This is a genomic window from Wenyingzhuangia sp. IMCC45574 (genome assembly GCF_054182685.1).
Genome location: NZ_CM135169.1, coordinates 444,241 through 459,949, shown reverse-complemented (window position 1 = coordinate 459,949; position 15,709 = coordinate 444,241). Strand labels below are relative to the sequence as shown.

The 15,709-nt window shown below is 32.3% G+C and carries 17 protein-coding genes; 13 read left to right on the top strand and 4 right to left on the bottom strand.

All coding sequences use genetic code 11. The features are described 5' to 3' along the window. The first annotated feature begins 23 nt into the window (after window positions 1-23). The 5 genes from ACXHHC_RS02085 to ACXHHC_RS02065 all read left to right on the top strand — a co-directional run bounded on the left by ACXHHC_RS02085 (window position 24) and on the right by ACXHHC_RS02065 (window position 4,483). Window positions 24-326, top strand: coding sequence for a hypothetical protein (locus tag ACXHHC_RS02085; protein WP_458227997.1), 303 nt, complete (start codon window positions 24-26; stop codon window positions 324-326). Between the two features lie 110 nt (window positions 327-436). Continuing rightward, window positions 437-2,674 (top strand): penicillin-binding protein 1C, encoded by a 2,238-nt coding sequence (gene pbpC, locus ACXHHC_RS02080; protein ID WP_458227996.1) that lies wholly within the window; start codon window positions 437-439, stop codon window positions 2,672-2,674. A gap of 112 nt (window positions 2,675-2,786) precedes the next feature. After that, a complete protein-coding gene (gene murQ / locus ACXHHC_RS02075) occupies window positions 2,787-3,605 on the top strand; it encodes an N-acetylmuramic acid 6-phosphate etherase (protein WP_458227995.1) in 819 nt (272 codons plus the stop codon). After that, a complete protein-coding gene (locus ACXHHC_RS02070; RefSeq protein WP_458227994.1) occupies window positions 3,595-3,816 on the top strand; it encodes a DUF6095 family protein in 222 nt (73 codons plus the stop codon). Before murQ ends, ACXHHC_RS02070 begins: the two co-directional genes overlap by 11 nt. A gap of 232 nt (window positions 3,817-4,048) precedes the next feature. Next, entirely contained in the window at window positions 4,049-4,483 is a 435-nt protein-coding gene (locus ACXHHC_RS02065; protein WP_458227993.1) for a GNAT family N-acetyltransferase, read from the top strand. An 85-nt stretch (window positions 4,484-4,568) separates the two neighbouring features. Here the strand turns inward: ACXHHC_RS02065 and ACXHHC_RS02060 are convergent, their stop codons facing one another. After that, entirely contained in the window at window positions 4,569-5,726 is a 1,158-nt protein-coding gene (locus ACXHHC_RS02060) for a N(5)-(carboxyethyl)ornithine synthase (RefSeq protein ID WP_458227992.1), read from the bottom strand. Between the two features lie 422 nt (window positions 5,727-6,148). Between ACXHHC_RS02060 and ACXHHC_RS02055 the strand changes: the two genes are divergently transcribed. The 3 genes from ACXHHC_RS02055 to ACXHHC_RS02045 all read left to right on the top strand — a co-directional run bounded on the left by ACXHHC_RS02055 (window position 6,149) and on the right by ACXHHC_RS02045 (window position 8,173). Further along, entirely contained in the window at window positions 6,149-6,988 is an 840-nt protein-coding gene (locus ACXHHC_RS02055) for a hypothetical protein (protein ID WP_458227991.1), read from the top strand. Window positions 6,989-7,213: 225 nt separating this feature from the next. Next, the gene (locus ACXHHC_RS02050; protein ID WP_458227990.1) at window positions 7,214-7,540 is read left to right on the top strand and encodes a DUF3634 family protein; all 327 of its coding nucleotides are present in this window, start codon (window positions 7,214-7,216) and stop codon (window positions 7,538-7,540) included. A gap of 24 nt (window positions 7,541-7,564) precedes the next feature. Next, on the top strand, window positions 7,565-8,173 hold the full coding sequence (locus ACXHHC_RS02045; protein WP_458227989.1) for a hypothetical protein: 609 nt from the start codon (window positions 7,565-7,567) through the stop codon (window positions 8,171-8,173). Between the two features lie 6 nt (window positions 8,174-8,179). Here ACXHHC_RS02045 and ACXHHC_RS02040 read toward each other — a convergent pair whose 3' ends face one another. Continuing rightward, window positions 8,180-8,404 (bottom strand): DUF3820 family protein, encoded by a 225-nt coding sequence (locus ACXHHC_RS02040; protein WP_458227988.1) that lies wholly within the window; start codon window positions 8,402-8,404, stop codon window positions 8,180-8,182. 169 nt (window positions 8,405-8,573) lie between these two features. Next, window positions 8,574-9,524: an aldo/keto reductase gene (locus ACXHHC_RS02035; RefSeq protein WP_458227987.1), complete on the bottom strand. Its 951-nt coding sequence runs from the start codon at window positions 9,522-9,524 to the stop codon at window positions 8,574-8,576. A 361-nt stretch (window positions 9,525-9,885) separates the two neighbouring features. Between ACXHHC_RS02035 and ACXHHC_RS02030 the strand changes: the two genes are divergently transcribed. Further along, the gene (locus tag ACXHHC_RS02030; RefSeq protein ID WP_458227986.1) at window positions 9,886-11,049 is read left to right on the top strand and encodes a right-handed parallel beta-helix repeat-containing protein; all 1,164 of its coding nucleotides are present in this window, start codon (window positions 9,886-9,888) and stop codon (window positions 11,047-11,049) included. 48 nt (window positions 11,050-11,097) lie between these two features. Here the strand turns inward: ACXHHC_RS02030 and ACXHHC_RS02025 are convergent, their stop codons facing one another. Further along, window positions 11,098-11,598, bottom strand: a complete 501-nt coding sequence (locus ACXHHC_RS02025) for a DinB family protein (protein ID WP_458227985.1) — start codon at window positions 11,596-11,598, stop codon at window positions 11,098-11,100. A 242-nt stretch (window positions 11,599-11,840) separates the two neighbouring features. On the opposite strand from ACXHHC_RS02025, the gene ACXHHC_RS02020 reads away from it, so the two are divergent. From ACXHHC_RS02020 to ACXHHC_RS02005, 4 genes are all read left to right on the top strand, one after another. Next, complete coding sequence (locus ACXHHC_RS02020; RefSeq protein WP_458227984.1) at window positions 11,841-12,137, top strand: isoamylase early set domain-containing protein; 297 nt, start codon at window positions 11,841-11,843, stop codon at window positions 12,135-12,137. A gap of 83 nt (window positions 12,138-12,220) precedes the next feature. Continuing rightward, window positions 12,221-12,715, top strand: coding sequence for a thiol peroxidase (gene tpx, locus ACXHHC_RS02015; protein ID WP_458227983.1), 495 nt, complete (start codon window positions 12,221-12,223; stop codon window positions 12,713-12,715). 67 nt (window positions 12,716-12,782) lie between these two features. After that, window positions 12,783-13,169: a diacylglycerol kinase gene (locus ACXHHC_RS02010; RefSeq protein WP_458227982.1), complete on the top strand. Its 387-nt coding sequence runs from the start codon at window positions 12,783-12,785 to the stop codon at window positions 13,167-13,169. 37 nt (window positions 13,170-13,206) lie between these two features. Continuing rightward, on the top strand, window positions 13,207-15,705 hold the full coding sequence (locus ACXHHC_RS02005; RefSeq protein WP_458227981.1) for a DNA translocase FtsK 4TM domain-containing protein: 2,499 nt from the start codon (window positions 13,207-13,209) through the stop codon (window positions 15,703-15,705). Window positions 15,706-15,709: the final 4 nt, after the last annotated feature.

Sequence of the window (15,709 nt, the reverse complement as noted above, 5' to 3'; positions counted from 1 at the left end):
CATTCTAAAAATAAACCAATGCAATGATATTAATTTTCATTTCAGTATTAATACTAATTTTTATAATCCTTTTAGGAATATACCTTAGGTATTTTATTCCCTTAAGACCAAAAGAAAGTGGATTTGAATATGTATATATAGAAGTTGATGGAACCGTTCGTGAGCTTGATGATGAAGAGAAAAATTATCTTAATCATGATTTTTCACCTGCCGATGGAGCAAGACCATATATAAAAAGTAGATATAAATCTTTAACTCCAGATGGTAAAATATTTGGTTTTATTGAAAGAAGAAGAGTTCCAAAGAAAATTATAATCAAAAATTGAATCAAAGATTTTTCAAATATTATCTTTTAAAAAAACACAAATTCAAACTCACCATAGTAGCCATACTCCTACTCTGGTATGTTTTCTGTTTGCCCAAGCAGTTGTTTCAGGTGAGTTATTCCACTGTGCTTTTTTCTAAAGAAAACCAACTATTAGGAGCTACTATTGCCAAAGACGAACAATGGCGGTTCCCTCCTACAGCTACCATTCCAGAAAAGTTTAAAACTTGTATTTTACAATACGAAGATGCCTATTTCTATAAACACCCTGGATTTAATCCTGTAGCGATTGCCAAAGCTGTTCAGCTCAACATTAAAAAACAACGAAACGTTCGTGGTGCAAGTACCATCACCCAGCAAGTCATCCGTTTGAGTAGAGGAAAACAAAGAACCTACTGGGAGAAATTCGTAGAACTAATTCTAGCAACTCGTTTAGAACTGAGAGAAAGTAAAGATGCTATTCTAAAACTCTACATGCATCACGCACCTTTTGGTGGAAATGTGGTAGGAATAGAAATGGCTGCTTGGCGATATTTTGGAACCTCTCCAGACAAACTATCTTGGGCAGAAAGTGCTACTCTAGCGGTTTTACCAAACGCACCTAGTTTAATTTTCCCAGGTAAAAACAAGCAACTACTCAAAAAGAAACGTGATTTTTTACTGCATAAACTCTTTCAAGAAAAACTTATAGACAGTTTGAGTTATCAGCTAGCTATACAAGAAAGTTTACCACAAAAACCAGTGTCTTTGCCTTTGGATCATATTCATTTGTTATCACTATTGCATAAAAAACACCAAGGAGAAAGAATTCAAACCAGTATTTCTTATTCCTTGCAAAACAAACTAGTAGAAACCGTTAGCAAATACCACAAAAAATACAAAAGCAACAACATTCACAATCTAAGTGCTGTTGTGATAGACATAGAAACCAAAAAAATATTGGCTTATGTAGGGAATACAAATACAACTCCACAAAACCATAAATATGTAGACATGGTACAGGCACAACGAAGCACAGGAAGTACCTTAAAACCTATACTTTACATGGCTATGTTGAATAGTGGTGAGCTCATGCCTTCTATGTTGGTGGCCGACATACCTACTCAAATACAAGAATACAATCCAGAAAACTACGATAGAACCTTTACGGGTGCAATACCGGTAAACAAAGCAATAGCCAAATCTTTAAACGTTCCTGCGGTTCGTTTGCTAAGAAGTTATGGTTTGCAAAAATTCCATGACGATTTAAATTTCTTAGGGCTACGAGGAGTAAACAAATCCATAGACCACTACGGACTCCCTTTAATATTAGGAGGTGCAGAAAGTTCTTTGTGGGACATCACCAATATGTATGCAAACTTGGCAAGTACAGTAAATCATTACAATACCAACGAAAGTAGATATCATACCAAAGAACATCAATTTGCCAGTTTGTTAAAAAACACAACCTTAGACATAGACAATCTTTCTTTTGATAGTAACATCTTTGATGCAGGAAGTATTTACAAAGGTTTTGAAGCCATGACAGAAGTAGTAAGACCCGATGATGATCTGGGTTGGAAACACTATACATCTGCTCAGAAAATTGCTTGGAAAACAGGAACCAGTTTTGGGAATAAAGATGCTTGGAGTATTGGTGTGAACAAAAAATATGCTGTGGGAATTTGGGTAGGAAATGCAGATGGTGAAGGAATAGCAGAACTCACAGGAGTTAAAAATGCAGCCCCTGTAATGTTCGATGTCTTTGAAAGTCTTCCTAACAATCAATGGTTTGATACTCCTTGGGATGCTTTGCAAGAAATTGAGGTTTGTGCAATTAGTGGTCATAAACCTACCGAACTATGTACTACTGTTAAAGAATGGATTCCTTTAAACACCAATCACACCTTGCCTTGCCCCTACCATAAAGAGATTTTACTGGACGAAAACGAACAGTACAGAGTCTTTAAAAACTGTATAGATGCCAATAAAATAAGAACAAAAACTTTTTTTGTTTTACCCGCAAACCAAGCATGGTATTACAAAAGAGTCAATTCTAATTATGTTAGCTTACCACCTGTACAATCAGGTTGTATTAATAAAAACAGACCTGTAATGGATTTTTTAAGTCCTACTAACAATACAAGTTTTATCTTAGCCAAGGATTTCAATGAGAAAAAACAACCTTTGGTGGTAAAAGTCTCTCATCAACGAAACAACGAACAACTGTTTTGGTATGTAAATGAGCGTTATGTAAAAACAACAGAACATTTTCATGAGTTGACAATTACACCCGATGTTGGAAAACATACCATTACGGTGGTAGATCAGAATGGAAATCAGATTAGTAGAACAATAACTATTGAGTAATTTTTGTCAGTTCGAGTAGCTCGATAGAGCATATCGAGAACAAATTTGGTTTTAGAACCCGAATATCTTCTCGATACGCTTCGCACTCGAAGTGACATTATGTAAAACTATTATGACCTTTATAAAAACCACAGAGCAAGATTCCAATTACGACAATTTAGAGCAGCAATCTGCTTTAGAATTGCTGCAAAACATCAACAACGAAGATCAGAAAGTAGCATTGGCTGTAGAAAAAGCCATTCCACAAATAGAAGCTTTGGTAACTGTAATAGCAGCAAAACTAAAAGAAGGAGGTCGATTGTTTTACATGGGTGCAGGAACCAGTGGTCGTTTGGGAATCTTAGATGCCTCTGAGTGCCCTCCTACTTTTGGAGTTCCGCACAGTTTGGTTGTAGGTTTAATAGCTGGTGGAGATACTGCCATTAGAAAGGCCGTTGAAAATGCAGAAGATAATACCCTACAAGGATGGAAAGACTTACAAGCTAAGAACATTACAGAAAAAGATGTAGTTATTGGAATTGCTGCATCTGGTACCACTCCCTATGTAATTGCTGCGTTGGAAAACTGTAACGCAAATAACATTGTTACAGGTTGTATTACTATGAATTTGGAGAGCCCTTTGCACAAAGTAGCCAAATACCCAATTGTAGTAACAGTAGGTCCTGAGTTTGTAACGGGAAGTTCTAGAATGAAAGCAGGTACTGCTCAGAAAATGGTACTGAATATGATTAGCACCAGTACTATGATTTTACTAGGAAAAGTAAAAGGGAATAAAATGGTAGACATGCAATTGTCTAATGACAAGTTGGTAGACCGTGGGACTAAAATGATACTAAAAGAAGTAGATATAACCTACGAAGAAGCAAAAAGTTTACTTTTACAACACGGTAGTGTACGAAACGTTTTACAATTTTTAAAGCATGAGAACTAGTAAATATTTAAGCAAAGGAGTTAACTTAATGATAGGAACTCTTTTTTTATTCATCTTAAGTCCGATTGTAATAAATATAGGCTACAAGGCTTTGCAAAAAAGTGATGTGTATTTTGTGTTGATTATTGGAATTCTATTAGCGGTTACCGGTATGGTATTATTCGTTTTAGGGATTAGAAACATCTTAAAACACTTGTTTGGGGATGCTTGATGCATTTTACACCAAAAAATGAAAAAATTCTTAGTTTTTAATAAGGTTTAGAATTCAAGCCTCAATTATAAAAGTGAATCCTAAAAGGAGAAAAAACTATGGAGCTTAATATTGAACCATTTTGGAGTGCAAAAAAAAATAAATTCATATAAAACAACCACAATAAATTTAAACGTATAAATAAGTTGTATGCAATTGAATAAAAATGATAAACAAGCTTAGAATTTCGAGATTGCAAAAAAATGATACAGAACCTTTTATAGAGCTTGTAAAGCTAATGAATGAGGTATTTGAAGAACCTAATAAAGTAGCCACTGAGAGACATCTGAAGAAATTGTTGAACAAAACTGATTTTTATGCATTTGTGGCAATTAAAGAAAATAAAGTTGTGGGAGGACTGACTGCATATGAACTTGAAAAATATAATACTGACAAGAGTGAGCTATACATTTATGACATAGCAGTTAAAGTAGAATTTCAAAACCAAGGAGTAGGAAAAAAATTAATTAATCATCTAAAGGATTATTCAAAGAATAACGGAATTGAAACAATATTTGTGGAAGCACACTCCGGTGATGAACAAGCTGTTAAATTTTACGAATCAACTTTTGGCAAAAGTGAAAAAGTAGCTCACTTTAATTTTGAAATAAACACTACAGACGAATAACCATTCCACAAGCAACAATAAACGAGGAAAACTACAATCGAGCCCTTTTAAAAAGGACTCGATCTTCTAAATACTACTATAAGGTTTATAAAACGAACTCTGTTATTACATCATGAGGATATTCTATATTACGGTTTTGAAATTTTAGAATTGTATCTTTTACAACTACCCCTTTGTCTATGTTAATTGCGTTAACTATCGCTTTGTTTTTTTTCCAACACTCTCGCCCTCCTATTACAGAAGGTATATGCGTTACTAATGCAGCCGAAATAGATCTTGAAGCACTTTCCCAAAAATAACTTGGCGTATGATCTACCGCATAGTAATCTATGTTATCTATAGCAATTATTGGTTTTTTAAATGTAGTAGGTTTTGCAAAATAAAACCCCATTCCCTCATCACAACTAACATCAATAATTAGTGTTCCTTTTCTTAACATTTTCTTTTCATCTTCTTTTACATAATCAATAGGACTGTTTGTATTTTGATAGGTTCCATTGATGATAATTTCAGACTCATTAATCAACTCCAACAACGGACGTTCTGTACCATCGTGCTCTACCACAATCATCCTAGCTTCGTTCTCCTCTCCTTTTCTGATTCTTGCGTAATGAACGTCTAAAACCTCTTCTCTAACTTCCTCATCTAATCTTTGTACACAAATGGTAATATCTCTATAACCATGAGCTTTTAAAGCGTAAATAGCTCCTCGGCTTACAGCTCCAAAGCTTAGAATTAAAACTTTTCTTTGATTGCCATAATGCCCATCTATTCCTTTTAGTTGAAGTGCATGAATAACAGCACTATAACCAGCCATCTCGTTGTTCTTATAAAACGTATGTCTACCTTTTTGTCCATTAGAATGCCACATATACATATCTTCAAAAGCAATCAAAGTCAATTTTTTATCTATAGAAATTTGAGTAATTTCTTTTTGTTGAGCACAATGAGGATATCCCCAAACAATACCATTATCTTTCACTTCTTCTAAATCTACTAGAATAGGTTTGGCAATAATTACATCTCCAATATCTGATAAGATTTCACTTCTGGTGGCTATTCCTCCTGATAACTCACTAATTTCTTCATCAGAAATATGAAAAGGAGCACCATACCCTTTTTCAAAAATCAATTGCTTACGAATGTCTTCAGGAAGTCTTTTTAAATGTTCCGGATAGATAGGCAGTCGTCTTTCATCTTCTTTTTTTGAAGTTCCGATGACACCCATTTTTAAAAAAGTCATATTTTTTTGAATTGAAACAAGTTGCAGAGTAATGACATATGCAAAGCGTAAGATTAAAATAACAAATGAATAATTTATTGCTAGCAATCAGGCATTAAGTTGGCTACTAGTGTTTTCCTTCATCAAAATAAGATAAAGATGTTAAAACTTCTTTTAACAATTTGTGAGAATTATACGAAGGAATTTAAATATCTAACGATAAGTAATACCAATCAAAGATACCTTTAAATAAGGCATTATGAATGTAATATCACAAAACATCTTAAAGCAAAACTTATATATAGCAACGCACAAAATATTTCATCAATTAAATCACCATATAACATCTAATAAACTAACGGTATCACTACCCTAGCCATCTAATTTTCAGTACTTTTAACCAGATAGAAAATATAAACCTACTGCAATTAACAAACTCTTATATGAAAAAGAAAAAACTTTTATTTTTAATAACCATTATTACTACTTGTAATATTTACGCGCAAATTAGTTGGGAAAATTTAGAATATACATCAACTACCAAACTAGAAATTTTTGCCAAAGGATGTAATTCATCACAAATAAAACGTTTGCTTGATAAAGATTCTGTTTTTGAAATTAATTATGGTCAAATCACTTTAACACCAGTACAGTTAGCTATCCATACTTTTATAAAGGCAAATAATGCAGGGGAAATTTGGAAATGTGATGAATGTATCAATTCAGTAGTCGCTATTTTAAATGACCCTAGATATAATTTTAGACTACAACCGTTCAGATCACAAACAGATCTAATATATGCTCTGAAAAGAGAAAAAGATTTAAACCAAAGCGATAACTTAATTACACAGCGATTTGAATTTTTATTGTTTAATATGTTAAAAATTCTAGATAAGAAAACCGACTTTGACATACAATACTCTATTGGAACTTTTGTGGATGGACTTAACGGAAACCCTGGTACTGCATTTGAAGCTTCTAGTGCTTTTGGCAATGCCTCTTTTTGTATTTTAATTAATAGGTATCCTATTTTGTTAAAGGATATAGATGCAAGATCTGGAGCTAATAAGTTCACTCCTCTTATGTATGCTTCTAGATTTAACAATCTAAAAACAGCCGAAAAACTACTTTTCTACGGAGCTGATTATTTAAAGAAATTTACAGCATATAAAGTAACAGGAATCCCTGTGGTAGGAATTTCTAAAAGAGCAGGAAACACTGTAATGACAACTTTTCTAGAAAATTATATAAATGGAAAAGAACACGTAAAAGGCTGTAAATAAACTTGCCTATTTTATACTTTACTCATTTTATAAAAAAGCGCTTAAGCAATAACTAGTTATTGTTTTGAGTGCTTTAAATTTGTAGATAATCGACCATATATTAATTACGTTAAAATAACACTCTACTGTGTAAGTCTTAATTCTAATTACCTTAACCAAACATCTTCTTTAAATTTTTCTGAAGATTTTATAAAGTCACTTGTATTTGTGTTAACTAATTTAAGGATGAGATCTAAATCAAAATTCTCTTTTTTAAATCTATTAATTATTATGACAAAAAAAATGCTCCAAATTAAAGCCAAGCTTTACAGTATTATGTACAGTCCTATTTTTATCATAGGAATTTACAATTCAGAAACTATGCATCTTTCAGGTAGCAAAAACAATAAATTTCTAAGTGATTGTAGTGATATTGCTAAAGATAACAACATCAATAATGCCCTCATTTATGTTGTAAAGCATTCAGACGGTAGAAAAGTCATTAAAACTTCGGGGAATATTTCAAAAGGTGCTGGTCAACGACTCAGGAATGTTTGGAGTTTTTATGCTTAAATATTTTGATTTAAAAGTAATCTTATGATTATACCTGGATGGAAAAAAGTAGAATTAGACTCTAAAACTTATTCTAACATTACTTGTCAAAATTGTAAAACCAAAGGATCTATTACTATCGATTTATCTTATTGGTATTTGCATTTTTGGGGAGTTCCTTTCTGTCCTATCCGAAAAGTGGCCACTTCTAGTTGCTTTGAATGTGGAGAGGTTTTAAGACCTCGAAAAATGCCAAATGACTTAAAACTAAACTATCAGAATTTAAAAACTACTTCGAAAATTTCTCCTTGGAAATACTCAGGTCTTATTGTTTTTTTAGTGTTTGTGTTTTTTATAGTTGCAGAAATGATTAAAGAAAATAATAACACAGCTCTTTACTTTGAAAAACCAAAAATTGGAGATGTTTATGAGTACGAGCTAAGCCCAAATAGATTTTCCTGTTTTAGAATAATTGACTTTAAAAACAGCACGTATGTTGTTAGTAAAAATCAACTGATGATTCCTGATAAATACAAAATTCATCTTATAGATAAACCGGAAAATTATTTAAAAGAACATAGTTCATTTTCAAAAGACAGTCTGGAGACCATGTACAAAAGAGAATTAATCATTAAAATCAGTAGAAAGGAATAACTCATTCTATGAATCCCTCAACTTACGAATCAATCCTTCCAACCCGTTTAGCTTAATTTCATAAGTCAACTCCATCATTGTTCCAAGAGTCCCCTTAGGAAACCCTTTGTTTTTGTACCATACCAAATAATACTCAGGAATATCAACTAAATAGTAATTTTTATACTTTCCAAATGGCATTTTGGTATTGGCTAGTTTTACTAAATATTCTTGATCGGATAAATTACTCACACTATTAATTTAAGAAGCGTTGTTTAATGCAGCGAAAATACATTTTTATTAAATGCTTTTGGTTTTACCTCCTATAAAAAAAGCCCTAAACAGTTTTGCTGTTTAGAGCTTTTCACACTTTAGATTAAAAAGTCAATCGATTGTATTTGGATGCAAAAAAAAGCAATACCTAAGCCCAAATGCTTTCTAATGTATAAGGACTACCTTGGTACACCCAGTGTTCTCCTGTTAAAAATCTATAATTCTTATCCAATGCTTCAATTTTATTCATGTCTTCTTTAGACAACTCAACTGCTTGAGCTTGGAAGTTCTGAACAATTCTACTAGGATTCACCGATTTAGGAATTACTGAAGTTCCTCTGTGTAAAGCCCAACTAATTAATATTTGCCCAGTAGTTGCATTGTTAGCTGCTGCTATTTCTTTTATAACAGGATCTTGTAATAAAATAGGTTCGTCAACTTTTTTAAACTTATCTGCTCTATCTCCAGATCCTAATGGTGCATACGCTGTAATATGAATGTTGTTCGCTTTACAGAAAGAAAGCAATTCTGGTTGTTGAAAGTACGGATGACATTCTACTTGGTTCATTTCTGGTTTGATAGTACAATTGTCTAATAACTTTTGTAGTGCTTTAGGTCCAAAATTAGAAACACCTATGTGTTTTGTCAAACCCAGTGCAACAGCTTCTTCAAAAGCTTCCCAAGTAGTCTCGTTTGGCAACTCCTCTAAAGAAATAAAGTGAGACACATCGCTTACAAACGGAATTTCTTTCTTTTGAGCAATTGGCCAGTGAATTAAGTATAAATCTAAATACTCCAATTGCAAATCGTTTAATGTTTGTTTTAAAGCTTCAAAAACATCGGCTTTGGCATGCATATTACACCATAATTTAGAAGTAATCCATAACTCTTCTCTAGTTACAATTCCCTCGCTAATTACTTCATTAATTGCTTTACCAACTTCCGATTCGTTTCCATAAGCAGCAGCACAGTCTATATGCCTATACCCTTCTTTAATTGCTGTTTTTACAGCGTTGTAAACTTCTCCTTCACCAGATTTCCATGTACCCAAACCAAAGGCTGGCATTTCATCCTGGTTACTAAATTTTAATGTTTTCATTCTTCGTGGTTTTTGTTAGTAGTATAACGCAATGATACTATAAAATATCTAATTCTTTCTTAAAGATTCTATATCAATACAACTCCCATAGTTTTAAAATAAAACATTCCATTCTCTTTTTCACATAAAGCAACAAGCGTTTTCTAGTCCTTAAACGAATGCCAAACCTACATTTCTAACAATGAGTAATTAAAACGTCCTAGTTACTATTCTGTTAATAATTGACGAGATTCTGTATTAATTTACGTAGACAGAAATTAATACAAACAGAAAACACATTCGTTTTTATCTATAAATCCACAATGTCTTTCTTAAAAAGAAAAATACACGAATTTGCCATTCTATTTAAACCCTAAAAAGAATGAGTTTTTTACACAAAATTTTAATCGCAGCAGGTTTGTTCTTATTGTTTACGTTTAATTTAAATGCTACAGACATTATTGTATCAAAACAAAAAGGAACTACCGCTAAAGAACAATTTAAGAATGCTTATAACAAAGCAAATAAAGGAGATGTAATTTTAATTGATAAAGACATCCATTTAAAAAATACTGACAAGCCTTTTTTAATTAACAAATCAGATTTAACATTTAAAGGAAAGTATAAAAAAGCTGGTAAATACCAGTTTGTAAGGAATGACCAAAAAAATATAACCTTCCGAATTAATGCTTCTAATATAACGTTAGAAAATTTAGGTTTCAAAAAAGCGAGTCAAATTATAGTCTTTGGTAATCGTGAAGATAAAATTATTAAAAATACCAAAGTAATTAGCTGCCACTTTAAAGATGGTAAATATACCGGTATCGACTTTAGAGGAAACTTTAAGAATACACAAATTATAAACTCAACCTTTAACAACTGTAAATTCAGTGTACAAACCATGGACTGTAATGTTTTAGAGAACTTCTTAGTAGATCGTTGTCAATTTATAAAAGGAGACCATCAAATAAGTTTGGACAACCCACATGCAAAAAATTTAAGACATCAAAACATAAAGATCCTAAACACCAAATTTGAACTGTGCGATCGTTTTAATATTGCGTTGGCCAATACACAAAACGTTACTATAGCTAATTGTACACTTATGGGAGGAACAGGACCTTACTCTCAGGGCTTACACATAGAAGATAGAACACAAAATGTAAAAGTTATAAAAAACACCATTACCTGTATGGCAGATGTAGCAATTCTTTTATACGCTACCGATAAAATTGGACATGGAACTGGGAGACGTTTAACCGAAGATGAAAAAATAGCTTCAGGATGTGGAAACATACTATTGGATCATAATACCATTACTTCTGGAAAGGCAGATGCCGCAATTTCTGTAGGATACGGAAAAGGATACTTTAAAATTTATGGGAACAATATCATTTCTTCTAGCAACAAAGGCCTGAATACTTTTAAATCTAAAAACATGAGTTTTGAAATTAATGACAACACATTGATTAAAGGGAAAAAATACAAGACAATTAAAACAATAACCAATCCTAAAGAAAAGGAGACATTCGTAAGAATAAGATAAGAAAACAGAAGAGCTTATTCTTAGTACTATAATCTTAAGAATAAGCTTTTATTTATCTTTTAATACCGCTTGTTTAGGCGTGGTAGGATTTACTCCAAAACAGTCTGTTGGCAAACAAACATTTAGTTGATGAAGCATATAACCTAAAGTAGCGTAATGGTGTATGGCATGACTTTGAGCTTGGGCTAAAATACCTCCTAGAGTAGTTTTAAACTCTTCTTTACCGGTTCCTAAATCATCAGAAACTAGCACGTCTTTCTTTAAAAACTCTTTAGGTATCTGCTCTAATTGATGTATTACACGGTCGTAATAAGCCACTCCTTGGCTAATATCGTTTTCTATATTAAGATTGCGTTCTCTTAATGTTAAATCAACAAAGTTATTTTCTATACCTATTAACACACAGTTAAACACATCTAAAATATGTCTTGTGTGTCCTCCTATACTAGAGTAATATGGTGCTATAGATTTGTTGGTATATTCCTCATTTGAAATATGATTTAATAAATACTTTCCTTTCTCTAAATTTTGAATAATTGCATCAATCATTAAGTAATTCTCTTAAAATTTTGGTTTTATAGTCGATTAAATATAAAAAAATAACAAACGCTATTTACATATTTTTACTTTCCATATGTATTTATATTGATTAAATAATAATAGAATCTACATTTTCATTATTAACTATTGTTAATAGCTCTAAATTATCAAATCATTAAAAATCAACCTCTTCATAAAAAAGGAGTGTTTTGTATGTTAATTTTTTTTAATTTTGACTTAAAAATAATATTATGGCTATATCAAAAAAATTCTTAAAAAGTAAACCTGTTTGTAAAGTAACTTTCTCTTTAGACGCACCAGAAACTGAGAAAATGTCGTTAGTTGGAGATTTTAATGAATGGGATACAGATGCTACTCCATTAAACAAATTAAAAAGTGGAAAATTTAAGGTTGTAGTTGATTTAGAAGTTGGAAAATCTTACGAATATAAATACGTTGCAGACGGTGAATACATTAATGATTCGGAACCAGATTCATTAATATTTAACAATTTTGCAAACGCAGAAAACTCATTAGTTGAACTATAAAATTATTCTTTAAAAATATACGAAGCCTTTAACCCTTGTTGAAGGCTTTTTTTTATTTTAGGAGCATAAAAAAAACATATAATATGGCAACTGTTACATTAAAAGGAAATCCTTTTACAACTATTGGAAATTTACCAGAAGTAGGAAGCTCTGCTCCTAGTTTTACCTTAACCACTACTGAATTATCTGAAGTATCTTTAGCAGACTTTAAAGGGTCTAAAGTAATCTTAAATATTTTTCCTAGCATAGATACAGGAACTTGTGCAACATCTGTAAGAACTTTTAACCAAAAAGCAGCAAACTTAGAGAACACAAAAGTGCTTTGTATTTCTAAAGATTTACCTTTTGCACACAGTCGTTTTTGTGGTGCTGAAGGAATTGAAAACGTTGTTAGTTTATCTGATATTTCTGGTGACTTTGGTAAAAACTACCAAGTAGCTTTTACAGAGGGACCTTTAAAAGGTTTGTTATCTAGATCTATTGTAATTATAAACGAAGAAGGAAATGTAGTTTATAACGAGCAAGTTTCGGAAACTGTAGATGAGCCAAACTACGAAAGTGCTTTAGCTACATTGTAAACATATTCTTAAAAGACAAACAAAAGACTTGCTTAATTTTATAGGCAAGTCTTTTATTTATACCGCTATGAAAGAACAGAGAAAAAACTTTCTAATAGACAGAATATACAGCCTAGGCTATGCTTTTAAAGGTCTGTGGCATTTACTTAAAACAGAAAACGCAGTAAAAGTACACGTAACAAGTACAATTATACTTACCATTACCGGTTTTCTTTTTGACCTAAACAATTACGAATGGATGTTTCAGTTTTTAAGTCTTGGTTTGGTGATGGGCGTTGAAGCATTGAATTCATCCATCGAAAAAATTGCAGACTTTGTGCAACCTAACTTTGATACAAAAATAGGAACCATTAAAGACGTAAGTGCTGGTGCTGTTTTATTTGCAGCTATGTACGGAGGTATTGTTTTAGGAATTATTTATATCCCTAAAATTTTACAGCTCATCAATCAGTAATTCGTTATCTTTGAAAATTCCAATTTGATACGTTTACATGCCAAGAAAAAGTAACGCAAAAAAGAAACAAACAACACCCGGGTTAAAGGAAAAAATAATAGACTTTAAAAGTAATAGACAAGTTCAAACATTGTTTGGTTTGTTTGTTTGCTTGTTATCTATCTACTTATTCATCTCTTTTATTTCATTCTTTTTTACTTGGAAAGCAGATCAAAGTACTTTATCTCAAATGGGAGATAAAACAGTATTAGCAAAAAATATTCTTGGAAAGATTGGTGCCAATTTAAGTTATTTCTTTGTTTACAAAGGTTTTGGTATCTCTTCTTTGGTAATTCCTGTGCTATTTTTCTTTTTAGGTGCGTACATCTTGTTAAAAAGACCTATTAAAAAAGTATTTAGATCTTGGAACTGGGCTTTACTAGGGTTGTTATGGAATGCTACCTTATTTGGTTTTCTTACCAAAAAGAATCCTTTAATTGCAGGTACTGTTGGTGTTGAATTGAATGAATTCTTAATTCCTTACCTCGCTTCTTTTGGGCTTATCATTATTCTTACTTTTGGTTACATTACCTATGCGGTTTTAAGATTTAAACTTACACCAGAAAGAGTTTTAAATTGGTTACCTAAAAAAGAAATCATTAGTGATATTCAATCGGAAATTGAAACTCCTGTTGTTACCAACGAACAAAACCATAAAACGACAGTAGACACAGAAGAAGAATTCGCTACTAAAACAGAAGAGGAAGAGAACGCAATAGAAGACTCCAATACGTCTGACACAGTAAAGGAAGAAAAGATAATTTCTTTGGACGAGTTCCCTAAAAAAGACGAAGAGAAAAATGTTTCTACTTTTGAAATGGCGGTTCAGAATATGGAACCAACCATAGAAAAACACTCTAGTATAAACAAAGAAGAAAAAGAAGAAAAAACAGTAAAAGAGGAACCTTCTAAAGAGTTTACAATTCAGGAAACTAAAGAAGAAAAAACAACAGAAAAAAACTTAGCCAATAAATTGGTAGAAGATTTTGGTGAATTTGATCCTACTTTAGATTTGGGTAACTTTAAGTTCCCTACGCTAAACCTTCTAAAAGAATACGACGAGAGTATTTCTGTTGATGGAGCAGAATTAGAAGCCAATAAAGATAGAATTGTAGATACCTTAAACAACTACAAAATTGGTATTGCACAAATTAAAGCTACCGTTGGGCCTACAATTACCTTGTACGAAATTGTACCCGAAGCTGGAATTCGTATTTCAAAAATTAAAAACTTAGAAGACGATATTGCATTGTCTTTATCAGCATTAGGAATTCGTATTATTGCTCCAATACCAGGTAAAGGAACCATTGGTATAGAGGTACCTAATAAGAAAGCAAATATAGTGTCTATGCACTCTGTAATTGCTTCTCAAAAATTTCAGGAGTCTAAAATGCAATTGCCTATAGCAATGGGTAAAACTATTTCTAATGAAACCTTTACATTTGATTTAGCCAAAGCCCCTCACCTACTAATGGCCGGAGCTACAGGACAGGGTAAATCTGTTGGTTTAAATGCTATTCTTGCTTCTTTATTGTACAAAAAACACCCTGCCGAAATTAAATTTGTTTTGGTAGATCCTAAAAAAGTAGAATTAACGCTATTTAATAAAATAGAACGTCATTACTTGGCCACGTTACCAGATAACGATGATGCCATTATTACGGACACCACCAAAGTAATCCATACCTTAAACTCTTTGTGTATAGAGATGGACAATCGTTACGATTTGCTTAAAAATGCAATGGTTCGTAACATTAAAGAGTACAACGAGAAGTTTAAACAACGTAAATTAAATCCTAACGATGGACATCGTTTTTTGCCTTATATCGTATTGGTAATTGATGAGTTTGCTGATTTAATTATGACCGCAGGAAAAGAGGTTGAAACTCCTATAGCGCGTTTGGCACAATTGGCACGTGCTATTGGAATTCATTTAATTGTTGCTACGCAAAGACCATCTGTAAACGTGATTACAGGTATTATAAAAGCGAATTTCCCTGCTCGTATTGCATTTAGAGTAACGTCTAAAATAGATTCTCGTACCATTTTAGATGCTCCAGGAGCCGACCAGTTAATTGGTCGTGGAGATTTGTTAATTTCTAATGGGAACGATTTGATGCGTGTTCAGTGTGCATTTGTTGACACACCTGAAGTAGAAAAAATCACAGATTTTATTGGTTCGCAAAGAGCATATCCAGAAGCATATCAGTTACCAGAATATGTAGATGACGAAAGTGGTACAGAACTTGATATTGACATAAAAGACAGAGATAAGTTATTTAAAGAAGCAGCAGAAGTTATTGTTACAGCTCAACAAGGATCTGCTTCTTTACTACAAAGAAAATTAAAATTAGGTTATAATAGAGCGGGTAGATTGATAGATCAATTAGAAGCTGCAGGTATCGTTGGTCCTTTTGAAGGGAGTAAGGCTAGACAGGTATTAGTTTCAGATTTAGTTGCCTTAGAACAATTATTAGCCAACGAACAAAACAATTAATTTA